Source organism: Belliella baltica DSM 15883 (assembly GCF_000265405.1).
GTDB lineage: Bacteria > Bacteroidota > Bacteroidia > Cytophagales > Cyclobacteriaceae > Belliella > Belliella baltica.
In genome coordinates this window covers 2,227,820-2,246,353 of sequence record NC_018010.1, presented here as the reverse complement: position 1 = coordinate 2,246,353, position 18,534 = coordinate 2,227,820, and the positions used below count along the sequence as shown (strand labels likewise).

The window sequence follows — 18,534 nt, the reverse complement described above, 5'->3', positions numbered from 1 at the left end:
CATGAGTGGAAAAAGTAGTGTTTTTGATATGATTGGTCCTGTGATGATTGGCCCTTCTTCTTCCCATACAGCTGGAGTAGTGAGAATCGCCCGAGCTGCTATTAGAATCCTAGGTGAAAAACCTGAGCATGCTGATATTACATTTTACAATTCCTTTGCAAGAACTTATGAAGGACATGGAAGTGACAAAGCAATCCTGGGAGGCTTGATGGATTTCAAAACAGACGACCCAAAAATCAAGCAAGCTTTTGAATTAGCGGAGGCATCTGGTCTTTCTTACAAATTCAAATCAATCGGAAATGCTTCTGTTTATCACCCTAATACTATTAAACTGAATTTGATAAAAGGTGAACAAAAAGTAGAAGTGATCGGCGAGAGTCTCGGTGGAGGCTTGATTAATATTGCATTTGTAGATGGGTTTACTGCGGACTTTACCGCTCAAATGCACACCTTAATTATTAAAGCCAATGATGTCTCTGGAGCTATTGCATTTATTTCAAGTGTAATCGCTCAGGAAAAGGCTAACATTGCTACGATGTCTGTCTCTAGAAAGGGAAAAAATGATCAAGCTTGTCATGTAATTGAAATGGATTCTGGGCTACAACCCATCACCATCGAATACTTGAAAAGCCTGCCTTGGATAAAAGAAATTATATATATACCTGATATTGATTTATAAAAGAATGAAACACAATTACATTTTAGGCTTATTACTTCTCGTATTTTTTTCCACTTCGGAAATCAAAGCGCAGAGTAGCGAAAGTCTTACTTTAGACCTCGAGTCCTGTATTGAAATTGCCTTAGAAAATAATCTAACGCTGAAAAGGAGCCAAGTTAATCAAGCATTAAGCGAGGCTACACTTTTGCAAAGTCAAGGACAAAGACTTCCCTCCTTTTCAGCAGGTGCAAGCTCAGGTTACAGATGGGGTCGTTCGATCAACCCTGTAACTAACCTTTTCGAAACTAACCGAATTGGAAATGTGAATGTGTCTGCAAATTCCAATTTGACTATTTTTGCAGGTCAACAAATCACCAATAGCATTAGACAAGCAAAAACTGATATCGAAATCAGTCAGCTCAATGTAAAAACTACTGAAAACAACATCACATTGAATGTCATCAATCTATTTATCAATGTGATTTTTGCGGAGGAACAATTGAAGATCTCAAAAAACCAAATGGCTTCCACCAAAGAGCAACTTGGCAATACTACCAAACTTGTAGATGCCGGTTCTTTGCCTATTGCGAATAAACTTGATTTGCAAGCACAAAATGCAACCAATGAATTGGAAGTGTTGAATGCTGAAAACAATTTGAGAGGTGCAAAATTGAATCTCTTGCAAGCGATGCAATTGCCATTCGATCCATACTTTCAAGTGATTGCTCCTGACCTTTCGGTTGATGAAATTTTCATTTCTGGTCAAAGTGTGGATGAAATATACAACTACTCTAGTGAAATCCTTCCTCAAATCAAAGCTGCAGAACTTGGCATCGAAAGTGCTGAATATGGAGTGAAAGCGGCAAAAGGAGCATTCTATCCGACTTTGGGAATTGGAGGAAATATTTTTTCCAACTATGTTGACAGAACAATACCAGGAGTAGATAGACCTACTTTTATCACTCAAATTGAAAATAACCTTTCACAAGCAGCTAATGTCAGTTTGAGTATTCCGGTTTTTTCTAATTTCAGAAATAAATCAGCAGTGCAAAGAGCAAGACTTCAAAAAAACCTGAGTGAAATCAACTCTTTTGAAGTTAAAAACCAATTAAGGCAAGATATCGAATTGGCCTTCACAAACGCCATTGCTTCGGATCAATCTTACAGATCGTCCCTCATTAGAGTAGCAGCTTTGGAAGAGTCATTCAGAATTGCTCAACAGCGTTTCGATGCAGGAGCTATTAATTTTGCAGACTTTCAACTGGCACAAAATAACCTCTTTAATGCACAGGCAGACCTTATCACAGCAAAATACACTTACATCTTTAGAGTAAAAGTTTTAGATTTTTATCTCGGTAACCCGCTTAATATTTAATCAAAATCATGGCAAAGAAAAAGTCAAACAAAGTCCTTTACATCTTACTAGCAATAGTTGGAGCTATCATCTTGTTCGCAATCATTGGTAAATCAGCCGGCTGGATAGGTGGAGAAAAGGAAGTAGCAGTAGAAACTACCAAAGCTAAAAAAGTTAGTATCATTGAGAAAGTTTCCGCATCTGGAGTAATCCAGCCTGAAATAGAAGTTAAGTTAAGCCCTGATGTAGCAGGTGAAATTATAGAACTGAATGTCATGGAAGGTGATTCAGTAAATATTGGTGACCTTTTGGTGAAAATAAGACCTGATAACTTCGTGTCTGCATTGGATCGTGCAAGAGCAAATCTAAATCAGCAAATGGCTAATCTTGCTCAAGCAAAAGCAAATTTGCAACGTTCTGAAGCACAGTTTAACCGGGCAAAATTGGACTATGAAAGAAACGAAAAATTGTATGCTGACAAAGTTATCTCAGATTCTGATTGGGAATTGGCACAATCTAATTATCTGACTGCCAAAAATGATTTAGAAGCCGCAAAGCAATCTGTACTTGGAGCGGAATTTATTATAAAGAGCTCTCAAGCTACTGTGGATGAAGCTGCTGAAAATCTCAGATTGACCAATGTGTACTCTCCTGTAAATGGAACAGTTTCTCAACTTTTAGTAGAAAAAGGAGAACGTGTAGTAGGAACTCAACAGATGGCAGGAACAGAAATGTTGCGTTTGGCAGATTTGAGAAAGATGGAAGTGAGGGTTAATGTGAATGAAAATGATATCGTCAGAATCAGTTTGGGAGATACTACATTAATAGATGTTGACTCCTATGCATCAGTAGGAAAAAGATTCAAAGGCGTAGTGACTTCCATTGCAAATTCAGCAAACACCAAAGCAAGCATTGATGCGGTAACTGAGTTTGAAGTAAAAATCCGTATTCTTAATGAATCTTACTCAGAATTAGTAACTCAGAAAAATAGATTTCCTTTCAGACCAGGAATGACAGCTAGTGTCGATATCATCACTCAGAAAAAAGACAATGTCTTGTCTGTCCCTTTGGCAGCTGTGACAACGAGAGAAGATCAAACAAATGAAAATTCTGATGGAACCACAAAGTTGAAAGAATTGATCTACGTTGTAGAAAATGGCAAAGCTGTTCAGAAAGAAATTAAAACAGGAATCTCTGACTTTGATAATATCGAGATAGTTGAAGGTGTCAATGAAGGAGCCGAAATCGTATCAGGTCCTTACTTTATTGTGAGCAAGCAGCTGAAAGATGGAGATTTATTGAATATTACTAAGAAGACAGAGTAAGTAATATTTACTAAATATTAAAAAGAGGTTCAATAAAAAATTGAACCTCTTTTTTTTATTCAAGATTTTGATTTTTTATTAAATAAAGATAGATTACAAACTTAAACACTAAGTTATGAAAAGAGTATTTTCCACATTCATTCTTTCAATTATTTGTAACTTCATTTTTGGTCAAGAAATCAAGATGTATGACGAAAATTTCTTTCTTCTTGAAAAGAAGAAAAAAAGCAACCCTGTATATTTTGTAAAAAATGAAATTTCAGAAAAAAGTTTGAAGGAAAAATTCTACACTTTAAAAGATTCTTTGTTGGTAAAAGAAATCAACACGAAAAAAAATGAAGATGGTGAAATTTTAACTCAGGTTATTTTAAAATATCGACCTGATGGAGAAATATTTCAGGAACTAATTAAAGATAATAATTCCGGAAGTTTTGTGTTCAAAAACTATGATACAAAAGGTCAACTCTTCTATATTTCTGAATATTCAAGACATTCGAAAATGAAGTCAAAATATTTTGATGAGGAAAATAAAGAGATCTTAATTTCATCGGAGCAATTGCCAGAACCAAAAGATGGAATTATGGGATGGCAAAAATATCTTTCTAAAAATTTAAATTATCCACCACAAGCAAGAAATAAAAGATTGGAAGGAGAAGCACTAATTTCTTTTACAATTTCTGAAAAGGGGGATATAGAAAACATTGAAATACTTAATCCTGTAGAAATCCATCCTTCTATTGTAAAGGAAGCTTATAGAATCGCAAATGAATACCCTTATAATTGGTCACCTTATATTCTAAATGACCAAGCTAGAGTAAGTGTAATGGTTTTACCACTAAGATTCAAATTGGGAAGTTAAAAGAGTTATTTTTTTTAACTCTTCATACACAAGATGGACCGGCAAACCCATCACAGTATAAAATGACCCTTCTATGCTGTTGACGGCGATATATCCTATCCATTCTTGAATACCATAAGCCCCTGCTTTGTCGAAGGGCTGAAACTTCTCGATATAATAATTGATTTCCTCAGTTGTAAGGGCTTTGAAGTGAACTTTCACTGAATCTTGCAAAGTGATATGCCTTGAGACAGATCCAATCGTAATCCCAGTAACTACATGATGGACTTTGCCTGAAAGCGAAGCGATCATTTCAAAAGCCTCTTTTTTGTCAGAAGGTTTATTGAGTATTGCTCCATCCAAAATTACGACAGTATCAGCAGTTATAAGAATTTCATCTTTTGCCAGTTCGGGAAAAAATGCATCTGCTTTTTTCTTGGATAGAAATCCCGCCACTTCAAATGGATCCATGTCAATGGGGAAACTTTCATCCGTATCCTTGGTCCTGACAGTAAAATCTACACCCAAGCCTTTTAATAATTCATTACGCCTTGGTGATTTGGATGCGAGGACTAGCTTATAATTATCGAGTGAAATCATGATTGGAACATCTGATACGGAAATGCAAAATCAGCCTCATCTATAGAAGCAAAGAGTAAACCTGAAAGAGTCTTTGGGTAAAAATAAGTTGATTTTTGAGGCATTGTATGTCCTGATTTACAAACCTCAAGAACTTGGTTCATAGAAATATCTTTGGTAATTACACTAAAAGAAGCCTTACCAGAAATCGTCCTACTGATGCATCTTCTCAGGTTTCTTTCATATTCAATCTGATCAGAAAACCGCTGATCTTCCAAAGGAATTCCTAAAACTCGATCCACCAAAAAATAATGCAATACCATCAAATCAAGGTTTTTGACTACATCAGGAATGTCAGCTGGCATTTGATCCAACATTTCAGGATACAAGCGGATTTTGTAGGGATGATCTCCAATCACTAATCCAAATGCCCATTTTTTCTGTAAGATAAGCTCTTCGATTTCCTCCACGTCATTCAGCTTTTTGACAAAAAAGAATTCACTGATTTTTTCCAATAAAACTTCTTCTTCTATCTGAAATCCAGAAAAAATCCGATGTGTAGGAAGTATCCGGAGATTCTTTGACAAGGCATTTGTGAAATACATCATGTGAAAATTGTATGCCTCATTTCCAGAATGATCAGGATTTGCATCGCGCATCGTTTTTCTATATTCGATTGCTCCTTCATAACGATGATGTCCATCAGCCAAAATAATCTGCTTTTCCTGAATCAATTTCACAAATTCCTTGATGATTTTCGCATCTTGAATGACAGCCATTACTTCTCTGACCCCCTGATAATCCTCCAAATCATAAATTGGATCTTCTATCGCCTTGTCCATAAATGGTTCTAGCAAATGAAGTGAATCTTCATACAGCCCGTGCGTAGCACTCGATTGAAATTTGGTTTCTCTCAACAAATCAACCCGATCATTGACGGCTTTGGCGATAGTATTTTCGTGTCGGAGGATTACATTTTCATCCCAATCATACGCTTTGATTTGCGCAACAAATCCCTTTCTGCAAGACTCCTCATCTTGTCCAGGAAGTCGGAAATATTGATAGTAAACATAAATCCCGGGAATGATATCCTGCTGAAGGATTTGCTCCTCTTTCCATTTTTTCAAAGTCTCAGCAGCATTTAGACTTGGCGCATCTCCCAAAGGGACAGAAAGATGAATACTATTTAGAGGGTTGGCATAAAGAACCTCCCTCTGTTTGGAGGAAACTACATCAAAAAGCGGAGAGGTCAAATCTTCAATTTGACCTCTTAGTTTTTCATGGTATCTCCATGCTTTTATAGGTAGAATTTCCGCCATTAGTGTAATCTATTTTTCCAATTTGTTCTAGGTAAAGCTCCATTTTGTATGGATTTTACTTTTCTAAGATTTTTCTTTTCTTTCTCTATCAATTCAACAGACGCAGCAGCTAACAATTTCAATTCCTCTTCGGTCCACTGAATATCCAACTTGTCAGGCGTGAAATATTTCTCCACAAACTTGGTGTCGAAATTCCCTGATCTGAAGGCGTCATGCTCCATCACAAACTTACAAAAACCCAATGTCGTCTCGATTCCTGTGATGTAATACTCCTCAATCGCTCTAATCATCCTATCTATTGCCAACTCTCTGGTATCAGCATGTGTGATCAATTTGGCAATCATTGGGTCATAGTAAATTGGAATATCCATTCCTTGCTCAAAACCATCATCTACACGAACCCCAGCACCCTGAGGTCTGATGTAAGTTTGTAAATTTCCGATGTCAGGAAGGAAATTATTTCTTGGATCTTCCGCATAAACTCTCACTTCTACTGCATGTCCATTGATTGTAAGGTCTTCTTGTGCAAAACTCAATGGATGACCTTCTGCAATCAATATCTGCTCTTTCACAAGATCTTTACCTGTAATCATTTCAGTTACCGGATGCTCCACTTGAAGTCTGGTATTCATCTCCAAGAAGTAGAAATCAAGATTCTCATCTACAATAAACTCAACTGTACCTGCTCCATAATAATCACAGGCTTTTGCTACTTTTACTGCAGCTTCTCCCATTGCATTCCGCATCTTTTCAGATACAACCGCTGAAGGTGCTTCTTCTATAACTTTTTGATGTCTTCGCTGTACTGAGCATTCGCGTTCAAACAAATGAACCACATTTCCATGGGTATCTCCTAAAACTTGAATTTCGATATGTCTCGGCGAAGTAATGTATTTCTCTATAAAAACAGCACCATCTCCAAATGCAGATTGCGCCTCGGAGATTGCTCTATTCATTTGCTCTTCAAATTCAGCCTCATTTTCAACTATCCTCATCCCTTTACCTCCACCACCAGCACTCGCTTTTATCAAAATCGGATAACCAATTTCTTTCGCTTTCACTTTGGCTTTAGGAATATCAGAAATAGCATCTTCTGTACCTGGAACCATCGGGATATCATACTTAGAAACTGCATGTTTTGCAGCTAATTTGGACCCCATTACCTCAATAGCCGCTGGAGATGGACCGACAAAAATGATCCCCGCTTTTTTTACTTTTTCTGCAAAAGTGGCATTTTCAGAAAGAAAGCCATAACCAGGATGAATTGCATCAACATTTAAATTTTTAGAAACTTCGATAATCTTATCCATCAAAAGGTAAGATTGATTCGATGGAGGTGGTCCAAGACACACTGCTTCATCTGCGAATTTAACATGAGGTGCATTCCTATCTACCTCACTATAAACAGCTACCGTACTGATGCCCATCTCTTTGGCAGTCCTCATAATTCGGAGACTAATCTCTCCCCTATTGGCTACCAAAAGTTTTTGAATTTTTTTCATATTTGGGTTATTTCATTATCACAAAAAGCTTAACCCACGAAGTAAATAAAATAAAACGAGGAAGTGAAAGATTATTTGAATTGAGGGTTAAATTTTGCAAGGGTGGGCAAAAAGTATTACTTTTGGCTGGTTTAGTGGTTTGTTCTACTATCAAAAAAATGTAAAACTTAAACGTTTTAAACTTTGGATTTATTCGAAAAATTAAATACAAATCTTGGCCCATTGGGCAAGCATTCTGAGTTATCGGAAGGATATTTCACTTTCCCTAAATTAGAAGGGGAAATAGCTCCAAGAATGAAATTTAAAGGAAAAGATGTCTTGACTTGGAGTTTAAACAACTACTTAGGTTTGGCAAATCATCCTGACATTAGAAAAGCTGATGCTGATGCAGCGGCAAAGTGGGGAGCAGCTTATCCTATGGGCGCTAGAATGATGTCTGGTCAGACAGACCTTCACGAGCAGTTAGAAAGAGAGTTGGCAGAATTTGTTGGAAAACAAAGTGCATATCTTTTGAATTATGGCTATCAGGGCATCATGTCAGTGATCGATTCTATATTAGATAGAAAAGACGTAGTCGTCTATGATAGTGAATGTCATGCTTGTATTATAGATGCACTTCGCATGCACTTAGGCAAAAGGTATGTGTTCCCTCATAATGACATCGAAAACTGTGAAACGCAATTGAAGAGAGCTACTAAGTTAGCCGCGGAAACAGGTGGTGGTATTTTAGTGATTACTGAAGGCGTATTCGGAATGACAGGAGACCAAGGTCATCTTGCAGAGATTGTCAAGTTAAAAGAAAAATATGAGTTCAGGCTTTTAGTAGATGACGCCCATGGCTTTGGTACGATGGGGAAAACCGGAGCTGGAACAGGTGAAGAGCAAGGAGTACAGGATCAGATCGATTTATACTTCTCCACTTTTGCAAAATCAATGGCTTCTATTGGAGCATTTATAGCTGGAGATACAAATGTGATTCACTTTCTAAAATACAATATGCGTTCTCAAATCTATGCAAAGTCACTTCCAATGTTATTGGTAGAAGGTGCATTGAAGAGGTTAGAAATGTTGAGGACAATGCCTGAATTGAAAGAAAATCTCTGGAAAATTGTAAATGCATTGAAGTCTGGACTGATAGAAAAAGGATTTAGTATCGGAAAATCAAATTCTCCTGTTACACCTGTAGTTTTGAATGGTACAGTCGGAGAAGCTGCAACATTAAGCAAAGACTTGAGAGAAAATTACAGCATCTTCTGTTCTGTAGTAATCTACCCTGTAGTGCCTAAAGACATGATTATCTTAAGGTTAATCCCTACAGCAGTACATACACTTGAAGATGTAGCAGAGACAATTGCTGCTTTTGAGGCAGTAAAAGAGAAGCTTACAAATGGGTTTTATAAAAGCTCCGCCTTAGCTGTTTCCTTTGGGGAATAAAAAAAAAAACCTCAAAAAATAGCTTTAGGCTGTTGTTTTATAAACATTTTGCATATATTGAACAAAAAATAAACTTATCATCAACCTTAAAATTAACTTTTACTATGAGCAGATTTAGCGAAATTAGAGATCTTGTAATGGGTCTAGAAGGTGACTTCGAAAAATTCTATGACAAAGGCAACCAAGCCGCTGGAACTAGAGTAAGAAAAGGAATGCAAGATCTTAAAAATTTGGCACAGGACATCCGTAAGGAAGTTCAGGACAAAAAGAACGCAGGCTGATCATTAACTTGGTATAGCTATAGAAGAGGGCAAGATAATCTTGCCCTCTTTTTTTGTCAAAAATTCACCTTTCATGAGCATAAAAAAACACCGATTGCTTCCGCATCGGTGTTTTAAAATCTTGAATTTAATTTCCTTTATTTTTTCTCCATTTCTACAGAAACTTCCAATTTGTTATTTTCTCGATTCACGTCTGCCATTCTCATACTTGGATCTATTTCTACACTTTTGATCTCAGAAAGTGGCCTAGCAACTTTTACCTCTGTTGTATAATTAGTCCAAGGCCATTTTTGAGTAGCAACACGCTTAGGCATTCCAGCTTCTTCAGGCTTACTTCCTCTTTGGATCACCAATGGCATGTAAATCAACTCTTGGCTTCCATCTTGGTAAGTAACTACAACATCAAGAGGCATTGGCATCATCCCAACTCTTTCAAGAGTGATTTTGGTGCTACTTCCATCAGCCTCTACTGTTTTCACTCCATAATCAATTGTTTTAGTAGATGCAATAAAATAGTCATAATACCAATCTAACTCCAAACCACTTACATTTTCAAAAACTCTCACTACATCATTTCCATTTGGATGCTTATATTGAAAATCATTCCAAAGTCTTAGCAATGCTTTATCAAAATTCTCTTTCCCAATAACGTAGGACATTTGCTCTACAAATACAGCGCCTTTGTTATAGGTAGCAGGGCCGTAAGCAGAATTCAAATTATAATGATCTCCGTGAGTGGTCAAAGGCTCTTCATAACCCGCACCTGCAAGTCTGAAATATGATCTATAGCTTCCGTTATGTGTAAAGTTTGGATCTTTTTCAAATACAGCATCCATGACAACACTAGTTCCCCATGTTGTAAAGCCTTCATCTAGCCAAGGTTCAGATGATTCATTGAAGCCTAAAACTCCATAGTACCAGCTATGAATTAATTCATGTACTGTCACTCCTACCAAACTCCTTAAATTTCTATGACCTGTGATCAAAGTGGCCATTGGATATTCCATACCACCATCACCACCTTGGATAACTGAATATTGTTCATAAGGATACTTTCCGAAATTCTCGCTACAATACTCAATCGCATCAATGGTATACTGCATCAACTTACTCCAATTCTCCTCGGTCTTTTCATTTTTCACATAAAGTAAATGAACCATAGGTCCATTTGGCATTTGTTTTTTCTCCAAGATATAATTTGGATCAGCGGCCCACATAAAATCATGCACATTTGGCGCAGTGAAATGCCAAGTTAAAGTCTTTCCTGACGTATTTGGAACCTTCACGCCAGCATCTTCATAGCCTTTTCCAATTTGGTTGGCATTTTGCAAATAGCCTGTACCTCCTAATAGATAATCTTTATCAATTGTGATTTTCACATCGAAATCACCAAAATTTCCATAAAACTCTCTTCCGATATATGGATTAGCATGCCAACCTCTTACATCATAAGCAGCCATTTTAGGATACCATTGTGACATTGAATAGCGAATTCCTTCTGCATTATCTCTACCAGCCCGTCTTACTTGAAGCGGAACTTGTCCAAAAAACTCCATGTCAAAAACCACTGTTTCTCCTGGAGCAATCGGTTCAGAAAGATCCACTTCCAAAATCGTCTCCTCGTGTACAAAGTCAACTGCTTTTCCATTCATTTTTAGAGATTTTACTTCAAGAATCCCAATCTCATCTGCCTGAAGGTTCAAAATTCTATCTCTAACTCTTCTATCCGGATCTGCGATCGTTCTTGACCTAACATCCATCATGCTGTTGGGTTGAAAAGCATTGTAATAGAGATGATAAAACGCCCTATTGAGCGTGTCAGGTGAGTTATTTGTGTAGTGAAGTTTTTGTGTTCCAGTATATTGGTTGGTAACCACATCCATCTTCACATCCATTTCATATTTCACTTTTTGCTGAAAGCGATCTTTTTGTGCTTGTGCTGAAATAGAAACACCCAAAAGTGTGAATACTCCTAAAGCAAACCATAATCTTTGAATCATATTATTGAGTTTTTTTTTTTGCTAAAATAACCTATAATCATATCAGCTTACAAGCCGTTGGTAAAATTAATGTGCTCACTTTTTAATTCTTTCAATAAAACTTATCCTTTTTTCCGAATTCCAGTTCATTATAAATTTCACTCCTGAAAGCAATTTTCAAGACCTTTCATCAAACCTAATTTCCCTCCATATCAAATTAGTATTATCCTTGTTAATTATCTGTTTTATTGAATTAAAATCATCAACTCAAATACTAAATGAAAAACTATACTAAAAAGCTTCATCAATTTAAGCTTCTAGGATTGTCCCTTGTATTCGCCCTAATCATTCCTGATTTTGCTACTGCGCAACAAGTGGACATGGACATGTTTAAGTCTATGAAAGCACGGAATGTTGGCCCTGCGGCTATGAGTGGGAGAATCACAGCAATTGATGCCATTCATGATGATCCAAATACAATCTATGCTGGTGCAGCATCCGGTGGTGTTTGGAAATCTACTTCAGGAGGAATCACTTGGGAACCTATATTCGATGAAGAAAAAGTTCACTCCATCGGAGCCATCGCAATCAACCAGAAAAACCCAGATGTGGTTTGGGTAGGAACAGGAGAAGGAAATCCTAGAAATTCACTGAATCTAGGTTATGGAATTTACAGAACTTTGGATGCAGGGAAAACTTGGGAATTGATGGGTCTTGAGAAAACAAGAGCTATTCACAGAATTATCATTCATCCTGACGATCCAAACACCATTTATGTGGGTGCTATAGGTTCTCCTTGGGGAGAACAAGAAGATAGAGGGGTCTACAAAACTACAGATGGTGGAAAGACTTGGAATAAAATCCTTTACATAGACACCAAAACTGGGGTAGGTGAAATGGTCATGGATCCCAACAACCCAAATAAAATATTTGTCAACATGTGGGAGCATAGAAGGTATCCTTGGTTCTTCAGTTCAGGAGGTTCCTCTTCGGGACTTTATGTAACACATGATGGTGGGGACAACTGGAAAAAATTAGACGATAAAAATGGGCTTCCTAAAGGGCCTTATGGTAGAATGGGACTTGCTATTTCCAAAGCCAATAGTCAAAAAATCTATGCATTAGTAGAATCCAGTAAGAATGGTCTTTATGTATCAGAAAACGGCGGGGTAGATTTCAGACTTGTCAATAACAAAGGCGAAATTGGTGATAGACCATTCTACTATTACGAAATTTATGCTGATCCTAAAAATGCTGATCGCATATACACTTTATATTCAAGAGTTGGGATGAGTGAAGATGGAGGTAAGTCATTTACTCAAATCTTACAATACGCAGGTGTTCACCCTGATCATCACGCTTGGTACATCAATCCAAATGATCCAAGGTTGATCATAGATGGCAATGATGGCGGTTTGAATATTACAAGAGATGGAGGTAAAACATGGTATTTTGCCGAGAACATTCCTGTTGGACAATGGTATCACATCAATGTTGACAATGAAATTCCTTACAATATCTATGGAGGTCTACAGGATAACGGAAGCTGGGTTGGTCCGGCTTATGTTTGGAGAAGGGATGGTATTAGAAATACTTATTGGCAAGAATTACAATTTGGAGATGGCTTTGATGCAGTTTCTGACCCTGAAGACTCCAGATATGGTTATTCCATGTCTCAAGGAGGAAATGTTACTCGTTTTGATAAAGAAACAGGACACAAAAGAACAATTAAACCAACTCATCCAGATAAAGATGTTTTCTTAAGATTCAACTGGAATGCTGCTTTGGCACAAGCCCCACATGATGCCGCTACAATTTACTTTGGTAGCCAGTTTTTACACAAGAGTACAGACAGAGGTGAAACATGGGAGATCATTTCCCCAGATTTGACAACCAATGATCCTGAAAAACAAAAGCAACAAGAAACAGGTGGTTTGACTTTTGACATTACAGGAGCTGAAAACCATACGACGATCATCACAATCGCTCCTAGCCCAATCGACAAAAATGTAATTTGGGTAGGTACCGATGATGGAAATGTTCAGGTAACTAAAGATGGAGGAAAAACTTGGACAAATACGGCAGCGAAGTTAACAGGTCTTCCAAAAGCGAGCTGGATTCCACAGATTCAAGCTTCTCGTTATGATGCAGGCGAAGCATGGATAGTAGCTAATAATTATAGAAACAATGATTTTAGCGCTTATGCTTACAGAACAAAGAACTATGGCGGAAGCTACGAAAGAATAGCTGATGACAATAAAGTTTGGGGTTATGCACTTTCTATCGTCCAAGATCCAGTGGAACCTAATTTGGTCTTCTTGGGTACCGAATATGGATTGTATGCATCTTTTGATAATGCAAAAACTTGGAACCAATGGAGACATGGCTATCCAAATGCTGTTTCGACCTACGATATGGTTATTCAGGAAAGAGAAGCTGATTTGGTAATCGGAACTTTCGGAAGATCTTTATTTGTGTTGGATGACATTCGACCATTGAGAGTTTATGCTAAAAATCAAGGGAAAGCTCCAGCTGCAAAAATCACGGCAGTAGAACCTTCAGATGCTTATCAAGCGGAAATTCATCAGCCACATGGTGAACGATTCCCGGCAGATGGTAAGTATGCAGGTGAAAACAGGACTTTTGGAGGCAGGTTAAATTTCATTTTGAATGATCCTGGAAAAGAAAAATTAGACACAGTTACAGTTGCTATTTTCAATGAATCTGGTGAGCAAATCAGAACACTGAAAACGGTACCTTCTCAAGGAGTAAATCAATTGATTTGGGGTCTTGACAGAAAATCATCAGTAGAAAATCCAGGTGGATTTGGTCGTGGTGGCAGAGGTGGAAATAGATTCTACGAACCAAGTGGTGGAGATGCACTTCCAGGAAAGTATAAATTGGTCTTCACTTATGGGGAAGAAAGTTCTGAAACTTCCATCAACGTATATTCTGACCCAAGAATTAACACCAACTTGGCTGATTTGAGAGCGAGAGAAGAATTTATCAAGAAAACAGAGGTTCTTGGTGCTGAAATGGGCAAAGCCATCAGACAGATTCAAGAAGCAAGAGGAACTATAGAAAAAATCTCTAATTACATCAAAGATGTAGATACTGAGGAATCAAAAGCATTAGCTAAAGAAGTTACTGCAATCAAGAAAAAACTTGACACTGTCAACGAAGCATTCTATGGTCCATCTAGAGAAGGACAAGGTATCGTAAGAAACCTCTTCCCTACCAACATGAGTCGTCAAGGTGCCCCAAGAAGTTATGCAAACTCATCTTACGGAGCTCCTGGAGAAACAGAAGAGCGCTTGTTGAATCATGCTAAAGAAAGTGCTGAAGATGCGCTGAAAGTATGGAAAGAGTTCTTTGAAGGAGATTGGAAAGCATTCGAAGAAAAGGTGAAAAGCACAAAAATCGATATTTTCAAGGAAATTGAAAGTGTTGAGATTAAATAATTGAAATAGATTTATTTATTCAACCATTAAAAAAGCTATCCGAAAGGGTGGCTTTTTTAATCTTTAAGTTTTTAAACCTATTATTTTTTATTTTCCTGAACAGGCTAAAAAGATTCTGATTTTATTAACCTACTACATTCAACCCCTTGCGGGATTGTGAATTTTGTTGATCTTTTTATTATCCAAGATCCAAGGATTAAAACCCTTGGAAATTGATTCTACAATCAGCATTCGAAGAAAATTTTCTATTCAATAATACCTGTAGCTCCACACTTCAGTGGACACAGAATTGAGATAATTCAACAACTCATCTTATGTCTCAATCTCACTTCTCCTCCGCCGAGTCGGATAAGTCATCTCTTCCCTACCTTTCCTGATAATGCTCCTCGTAGTATTTCTGGTAGTTTCCAGAGGTGACATTGTTGAGCCAAGTTTCATTTCCCAAATACCAATCAATCGTTTTTGAAATCCCTTCTTCGAACTGAAGACTCGGCTTCCAGCCCAATTCATTTTTGATCTTGTTGGCATCAATCGCATAGCGCAAGTCATGTCCAGCCCGATCTTTGACATAAGTAATGAGTTTCTCTGAGGTACCTGAAGGTCTATTAAGCTTTTGATCCATCTTCTTACAAAGAAGCTTCACAATATCAATGTTTTTCCATTCGTTGAAACCGCCAATATTATAAGTCTCACCTACTTTTCCTTCGTGAAACACAAGGTCAATTGCTCTCGCATGATCGACTACAAAGAGCCAATCTCTGATATTTTCACCCTTTCCATACACTGGAAGGGGCTTATTGTTTCTGATATTATGAATACATAATGGAATCAATTTCTCAGGAAACTGATTAGGCCCATAATTATTAGAACAGTTAGTAATCACCGTTCTTAACCCGTAAGTATTCGTGTAAGCCCTTACAAAATGATCTGATGCTGCTTTGGAAGCAGAATAGGGGGATTGTGGGTCATAGGGAGTTTCTTCCGTAAAAAATCCACCATCATCCAACGAACCATAAACTTCATCGGTAGAAACATGATAAAATAAATGTTTATCCAAATCAGTCCATTTGGACTTTGCTACATTGAGAAGGTTGACTGTGCCGATTACATTGGTATTGACGAATGCAAGTGGATCAGAAATCGATCTATCTACATGAGATTCCGCTGCCAGATGAATGACATCTGTGATGTTGTGTTTGTCGAATACCCGTTCCAATTCAGCAACATTTAAAAGATTAACTTTTTCGAAAAAATAGTTGGATGCACCCTCTACCGCCTTTAGGTTCTCTAGATTTCCAGCATAAGTCAAACAGTCAAGGTTGACAATTTTGTACGATTTGTACTTTTCTACGAAAAGTTGAACCAAATGACTGCCAATAAAGCCAGCTCCTCCTGTGATCAATAGATTTTTAGACATTTTCAGAAAATTTTAAGATAGAATAAATAGACTTAACTCCCAGTCATTATTTTTGATAAAAAGCTTTATACCACTCCACAAACTTGGCAACACCCTCTACAACAGGAGTCTGTGGCTGATAACCTGTATCACGTTTCAAGTCACTTACATCAGCAAATGTGGCGGGAACATCTCCTGCTTGTAGTGGTAGCATTTCTTTTTCTGCCTCTTTACCCAAAGCTTTTTCCAATGCCTTGATATAATCCATCAATTCTACTGGATTACTGTTTCCAATATTGTAAACTTTGTAAGGTGCTTTGGAGCTTCCTGGATCGGGTTGATTTCCTTCCCAAGCTGTATTTGGACTTGCGGGTTTATCGGAGACTCTGATGATTCCTTCTACGATATCAGCAACATAAGTAAAATCTCTTTTCATTTTACCATGATTGAATACCTTGATTGGTTCATTTTTACTCATCGCATCTGCAAAAAGAAACAATGCCATATCAGGTCTTCCCCAAGGTCCATAAACTGTAAAAAACCGAAGTCCTGTAGTAGGAATATTGAACAAATGGCTATAAGTATGCGCCATCAATTCATTGGATTTTTTGGTTGCAGCATATAAGCTTACAGGATGATCAACATTGTCTGAAGTTGAAAAAGGCATTTTGGTATTGGAGCCATAGACAGAACTGGAAGATGCATACACCAAGTGTTTCACTGGGTAATTTCTGCAAGCTTCCAAAATATTCATAAACCCTTGAATGTTGGCCTGAAGATAGGCATCAGGGTTTTCCAAAGAATACCTCACTCCTGCTTGAGCAGCCAAATTCACCACTACATCTATTTTTTCTTCTTTGAAGATCTCAAAAATCTTGGCTTTGTCTGCAATATCCAATTGCATAAAAGTATAGCCTTTCAATGTTTGTGATTTTACAGCTTTTCCGAAAGCTACATCATCTCGCTTGATTCCAGCAGCTTCAAGACGGGCATATTTCAGATTTACATCATAATAATCGTTGATATTATCCACCCCATAAACCTCATCGCCTCTTTCGATAAGCGCATTAGTGAGGTGAAATCCGATAAAGCCTGCTGTTCCTGTTATAAAATATTTCATAATCAAATCATATAAAATGTATGATGAAAATTCTCCTAAGTAGTCATTTCACCTAAATTAAAGTCTAATCAATTCTCTGACAAGAGCTTATTGTAATTTTCTAAAATTAGTGCATGCATTACTTTTCTATCATATTTGGTCACGATCTCCTGATGAAGATTTCCCGCCAATTGCTGCATATATTCTCTTTTGACATAGGCAAATTCGAGTGCATCTTTCAAGACATCTACTTTTTTAACTGGAAACATCAATCCGGTTTTTCTATCAGTGACTACGTCTTTGTTTCCAATAATATTGGAACAAATGATTGGTAATTGCATCGCTCCTGCTTCCAAAAGCACGTTTGGAAAACCTTCTCTGTGTGAAGCATGAACCAGAATATCTGAAATCGCCATGTAGTGAGAAACATGATCTGTCCACTCAATCTGTACGATTCTTGGATGATCTTGAATTTGTCTTAGAATTTGATCATCTATTGGGTTGAGTTCTTGTTCAAAAGACCCCAATAACACTAATTTAGCTCGATTGACAATTTTAGAATCTAAGAAGGCTTTTACTAACTCCTCTATTCCTTTGTCCTTGACCAACCTCCCGACTGCCAATATGATAAATTCATTTTCTCCAGGCATCACTCGCATTGTAGCTGCTACTAAGTGATTTTCTTTGAGGGAGGACCTATTGTAAATATCAAGATCTACTCCATTGCTTGAACCTGACCCAAGTACTTCTACTTTACTTTCTCCTATCAATTTTTCAGTAAGAATAAAATCCTTTAATGATTCGGAATTTGGCCAAATATGAGTTGCATACTTGTATGTCCACTTTTCTGCTTTAATCAGGAGACTCTTTTTGTTTTTTTCAGCAGCCATGTAGGGTAAACCTGCAACTGTATGAATCCGCACCTTTACACCTGCAAATTTTGCTGCAATCATTCCTAACAATCCTGCCTTAGGAGTATGGGTATGGACAACATCTGGCTTCTCTTTTCTAAAAAGCCTAAACAACAACCACAAACAATATAAATCCCAAAAAGGAGTAATTTGCCTCGTAAAAGGAATAATGTGATGCGAGGATTTTTCTCTTTTGACTACCTCGTTGATTTCTCTTCCATCAGCACTTACCATGAGCACTTCCCAGCCGGAATCTTTCATAAACTTCATCTGTCCAGAAAGTAAAAGTTTGAGCGAAAGCGGAACAGTCGTGATTCGAATTAATTTTGGCATTCAAGAATTTGGTTAAAAGATCAAAGATAGGATAATATTCCTATAGCTTGAGAATTTTGAAGTGT

The 18,534-nt window shown here is 37.4% G+C and carries 14 protein-coding genes; 7 read left to right on the top strand and 7 right to left on the bottom strand.

Features of this window, described 5'->3' with window-relative positions; all coding sequences use genetic code 11:
• Window position 1 precedes the first annotated feature (1 nt).
• From sdaAB to BELBA_RS19075, 4 genes are all read left to right on the top strand, one after another.
• On the top strand, window positions 2-679 hold the full coding sequence (gene sdaAB / locus BELBA_RS10395; RefSeq protein WP_014772650.1) for an L-serine ammonia-lyase, iron-sulfur-dependent subunit beta: 678 nt from the start codon (window positions 2-4) through the stop codon (window positions 677-679).
• Between the two features lie 4 nt (window positions 680-683).
• Window positions 684-2,033: a TolC family protein gene (locus BELBA_RS10390; RefSeq protein ID WP_014772649.1), complete on the top strand. Its 1,350-nt coding sequence runs from the start codon at window positions 684-686 to the stop codon at window positions 2,031-2,033.
• Between the two features lie 8 nt (window positions 2,034-2,041).
• On the top strand, window positions 2,042-3,337 hold the full coding sequence (locus BELBA_RS10385; protein ID WP_014772648.1) for an efflux RND transporter periplasmic adaptor subunit: 1,296 nt from the start codon (window positions 2,042-2,044) through the stop codon (window positions 3,335-3,337).
• A gap of 115 nt (window positions 3,338-3,452) precedes the next feature.
• Window positions 3,453-4,196, top strand: a complete 744-nt coding sequence (locus BELBA_RS19075; RefSeq protein ID WP_014772647.1) for an energy transducer TonB — start codon at window positions 3,453-3,455, stop codon at window positions 4,194-4,196.
• Here the strand turns inward: BELBA_RS19075 and BELBA_RS10375 are convergent.
• From BELBA_RS10375 to accC, 3 genes are read right to left on the bottom strand one after another with little or no spacing between them, the layout of a single operon-like run.
• On the bottom strand, window positions 4,173-4,775 hold the full coding sequence (locus tag BELBA_RS10375; protein ID WP_014772646.1) for a Maf family nucleotide pyrophosphatase: 603 nt from the start codon (window positions 4,773-4,775) through the stop codon (window positions 4,173-4,175). The two genes, BELBA_RS19075 and BELBA_RS10375, sit on opposite strands and share 24 nt — an antisense overlap.
• Window positions 4,772-6,073, bottom strand: a complete 1,302-nt coding sequence (locus BELBA_RS10370) for a DUF1015 domain-containing protein (protein ID WP_014772645.1) — start codon at window positions 6,071-6,073, stop codon at window positions 4,772-4,774. The genes BELBA_RS10375 and BELBA_RS10370 overlap by 4 nt, the downstream gene beginning before the upstream one ends.
• Entirely contained in the window at window positions 6,073-7,575 is a 1,503-nt protein-coding gene (gene accC, locus BELBA_RS10365) for an acetyl-CoA carboxylase biotin carboxylase subunit (protein WP_014772644.1), read from the bottom strand. Before accC ends, BELBA_RS10370 begins: the two co-directional genes overlap by 1 nt.
• Before the next feature lie 183 nt (window positions 7,576-7,758).
• Between accC and BELBA_RS10360 the strand changes: the two genes are divergently transcribed.
• On the top strand, window positions 7,759-9,009 hold the full coding sequence (locus BELBA_RS10360; RefSeq protein ID WP_014772643.1) for an aminotransferase class I/II-fold pyridoxal phosphate-dependent enzyme: 1,251 nt from the start codon (window positions 7,759-7,761) through the stop codon (window positions 9,007-9,009).
• 104 nt (window positions 9,010-9,113) lie between these two features.
• Window positions 9,114-9,290 carry a histone H1 gene (locus BELBA_RS10355; protein ID WP_014772642.1) on the top strand — a complete coding sequence of 59 codons (177 nt, stop codon included), beginning with the start codon at window positions 9,114-9,116 and terminating at the stop codon, window positions 9,288-9,290.
• Window positions 9,291-9,427: 137 nt separating this feature from the next.
• Here BELBA_RS10355 and BELBA_RS10350 read toward each other — a convergent pair whose 3' ends face one another.
• Complete coding sequence (locus tag BELBA_RS10350) at window positions 9,428-11,290, bottom strand: M1 family metallopeptidase (RefSeq protein ID WP_014772641.1); 1,863 nt, start codon at window positions 11,288-11,290, stop codon at window positions 9,428-9,430.
• Between the two features lie 257 nt (window positions 11,291-11,547).
• On the opposite strand from BELBA_RS10350, the gene BELBA_RS10345 reads away from it, so the two are divergent.
• Window positions 11,548-14,730, top strand: coding sequence for a VPS10 domain-containing protein (locus BELBA_RS10345; protein WP_014772640.1), 3,183 nt, complete (start codon window positions 11,548-11,550; stop codon window positions 14,728-14,730).
• A gap of 364 nt (window positions 14,731-15,094) precedes the next feature.
• Here the strand turns inward: BELBA_RS10345 and rfbB are convergent, their stop codons facing one another.
• From rfbB to BELBA_RS10330, 3 genes are all read right to left on the bottom strand, one after another.
• On the bottom strand, window positions 15,095-16,147 hold the full coding sequence (rfbB, locus tag BELBA_RS10340; protein WP_014772639.1) for a dTDP-glucose 4,6-dehydratase: 1,053 nt from the start codon (window positions 16,145-16,147) through the stop codon (window positions 15,095-15,097).
• 46 nt (window positions 16,148-16,193) lie between these two features.
• Entirely contained in the window at window positions 16,194-17,246 is a 1,053-nt protein-coding gene (locus BELBA_RS10335) for an NAD-dependent epimerase (RefSeq protein ID WP_014772638.1), read from the bottom strand.
• Between the two features lie 68 nt (window positions 17,247-17,314).
• Entirely contained in the window at window positions 17,315-18,469 is a 1,155-nt protein-coding gene (locus BELBA_RS10330) for a glycosyltransferase family 4 protein (protein WP_014772637.1), read from the bottom strand.
• Window positions 18,470-18,534 lie beyond the last annotated feature (65 nt).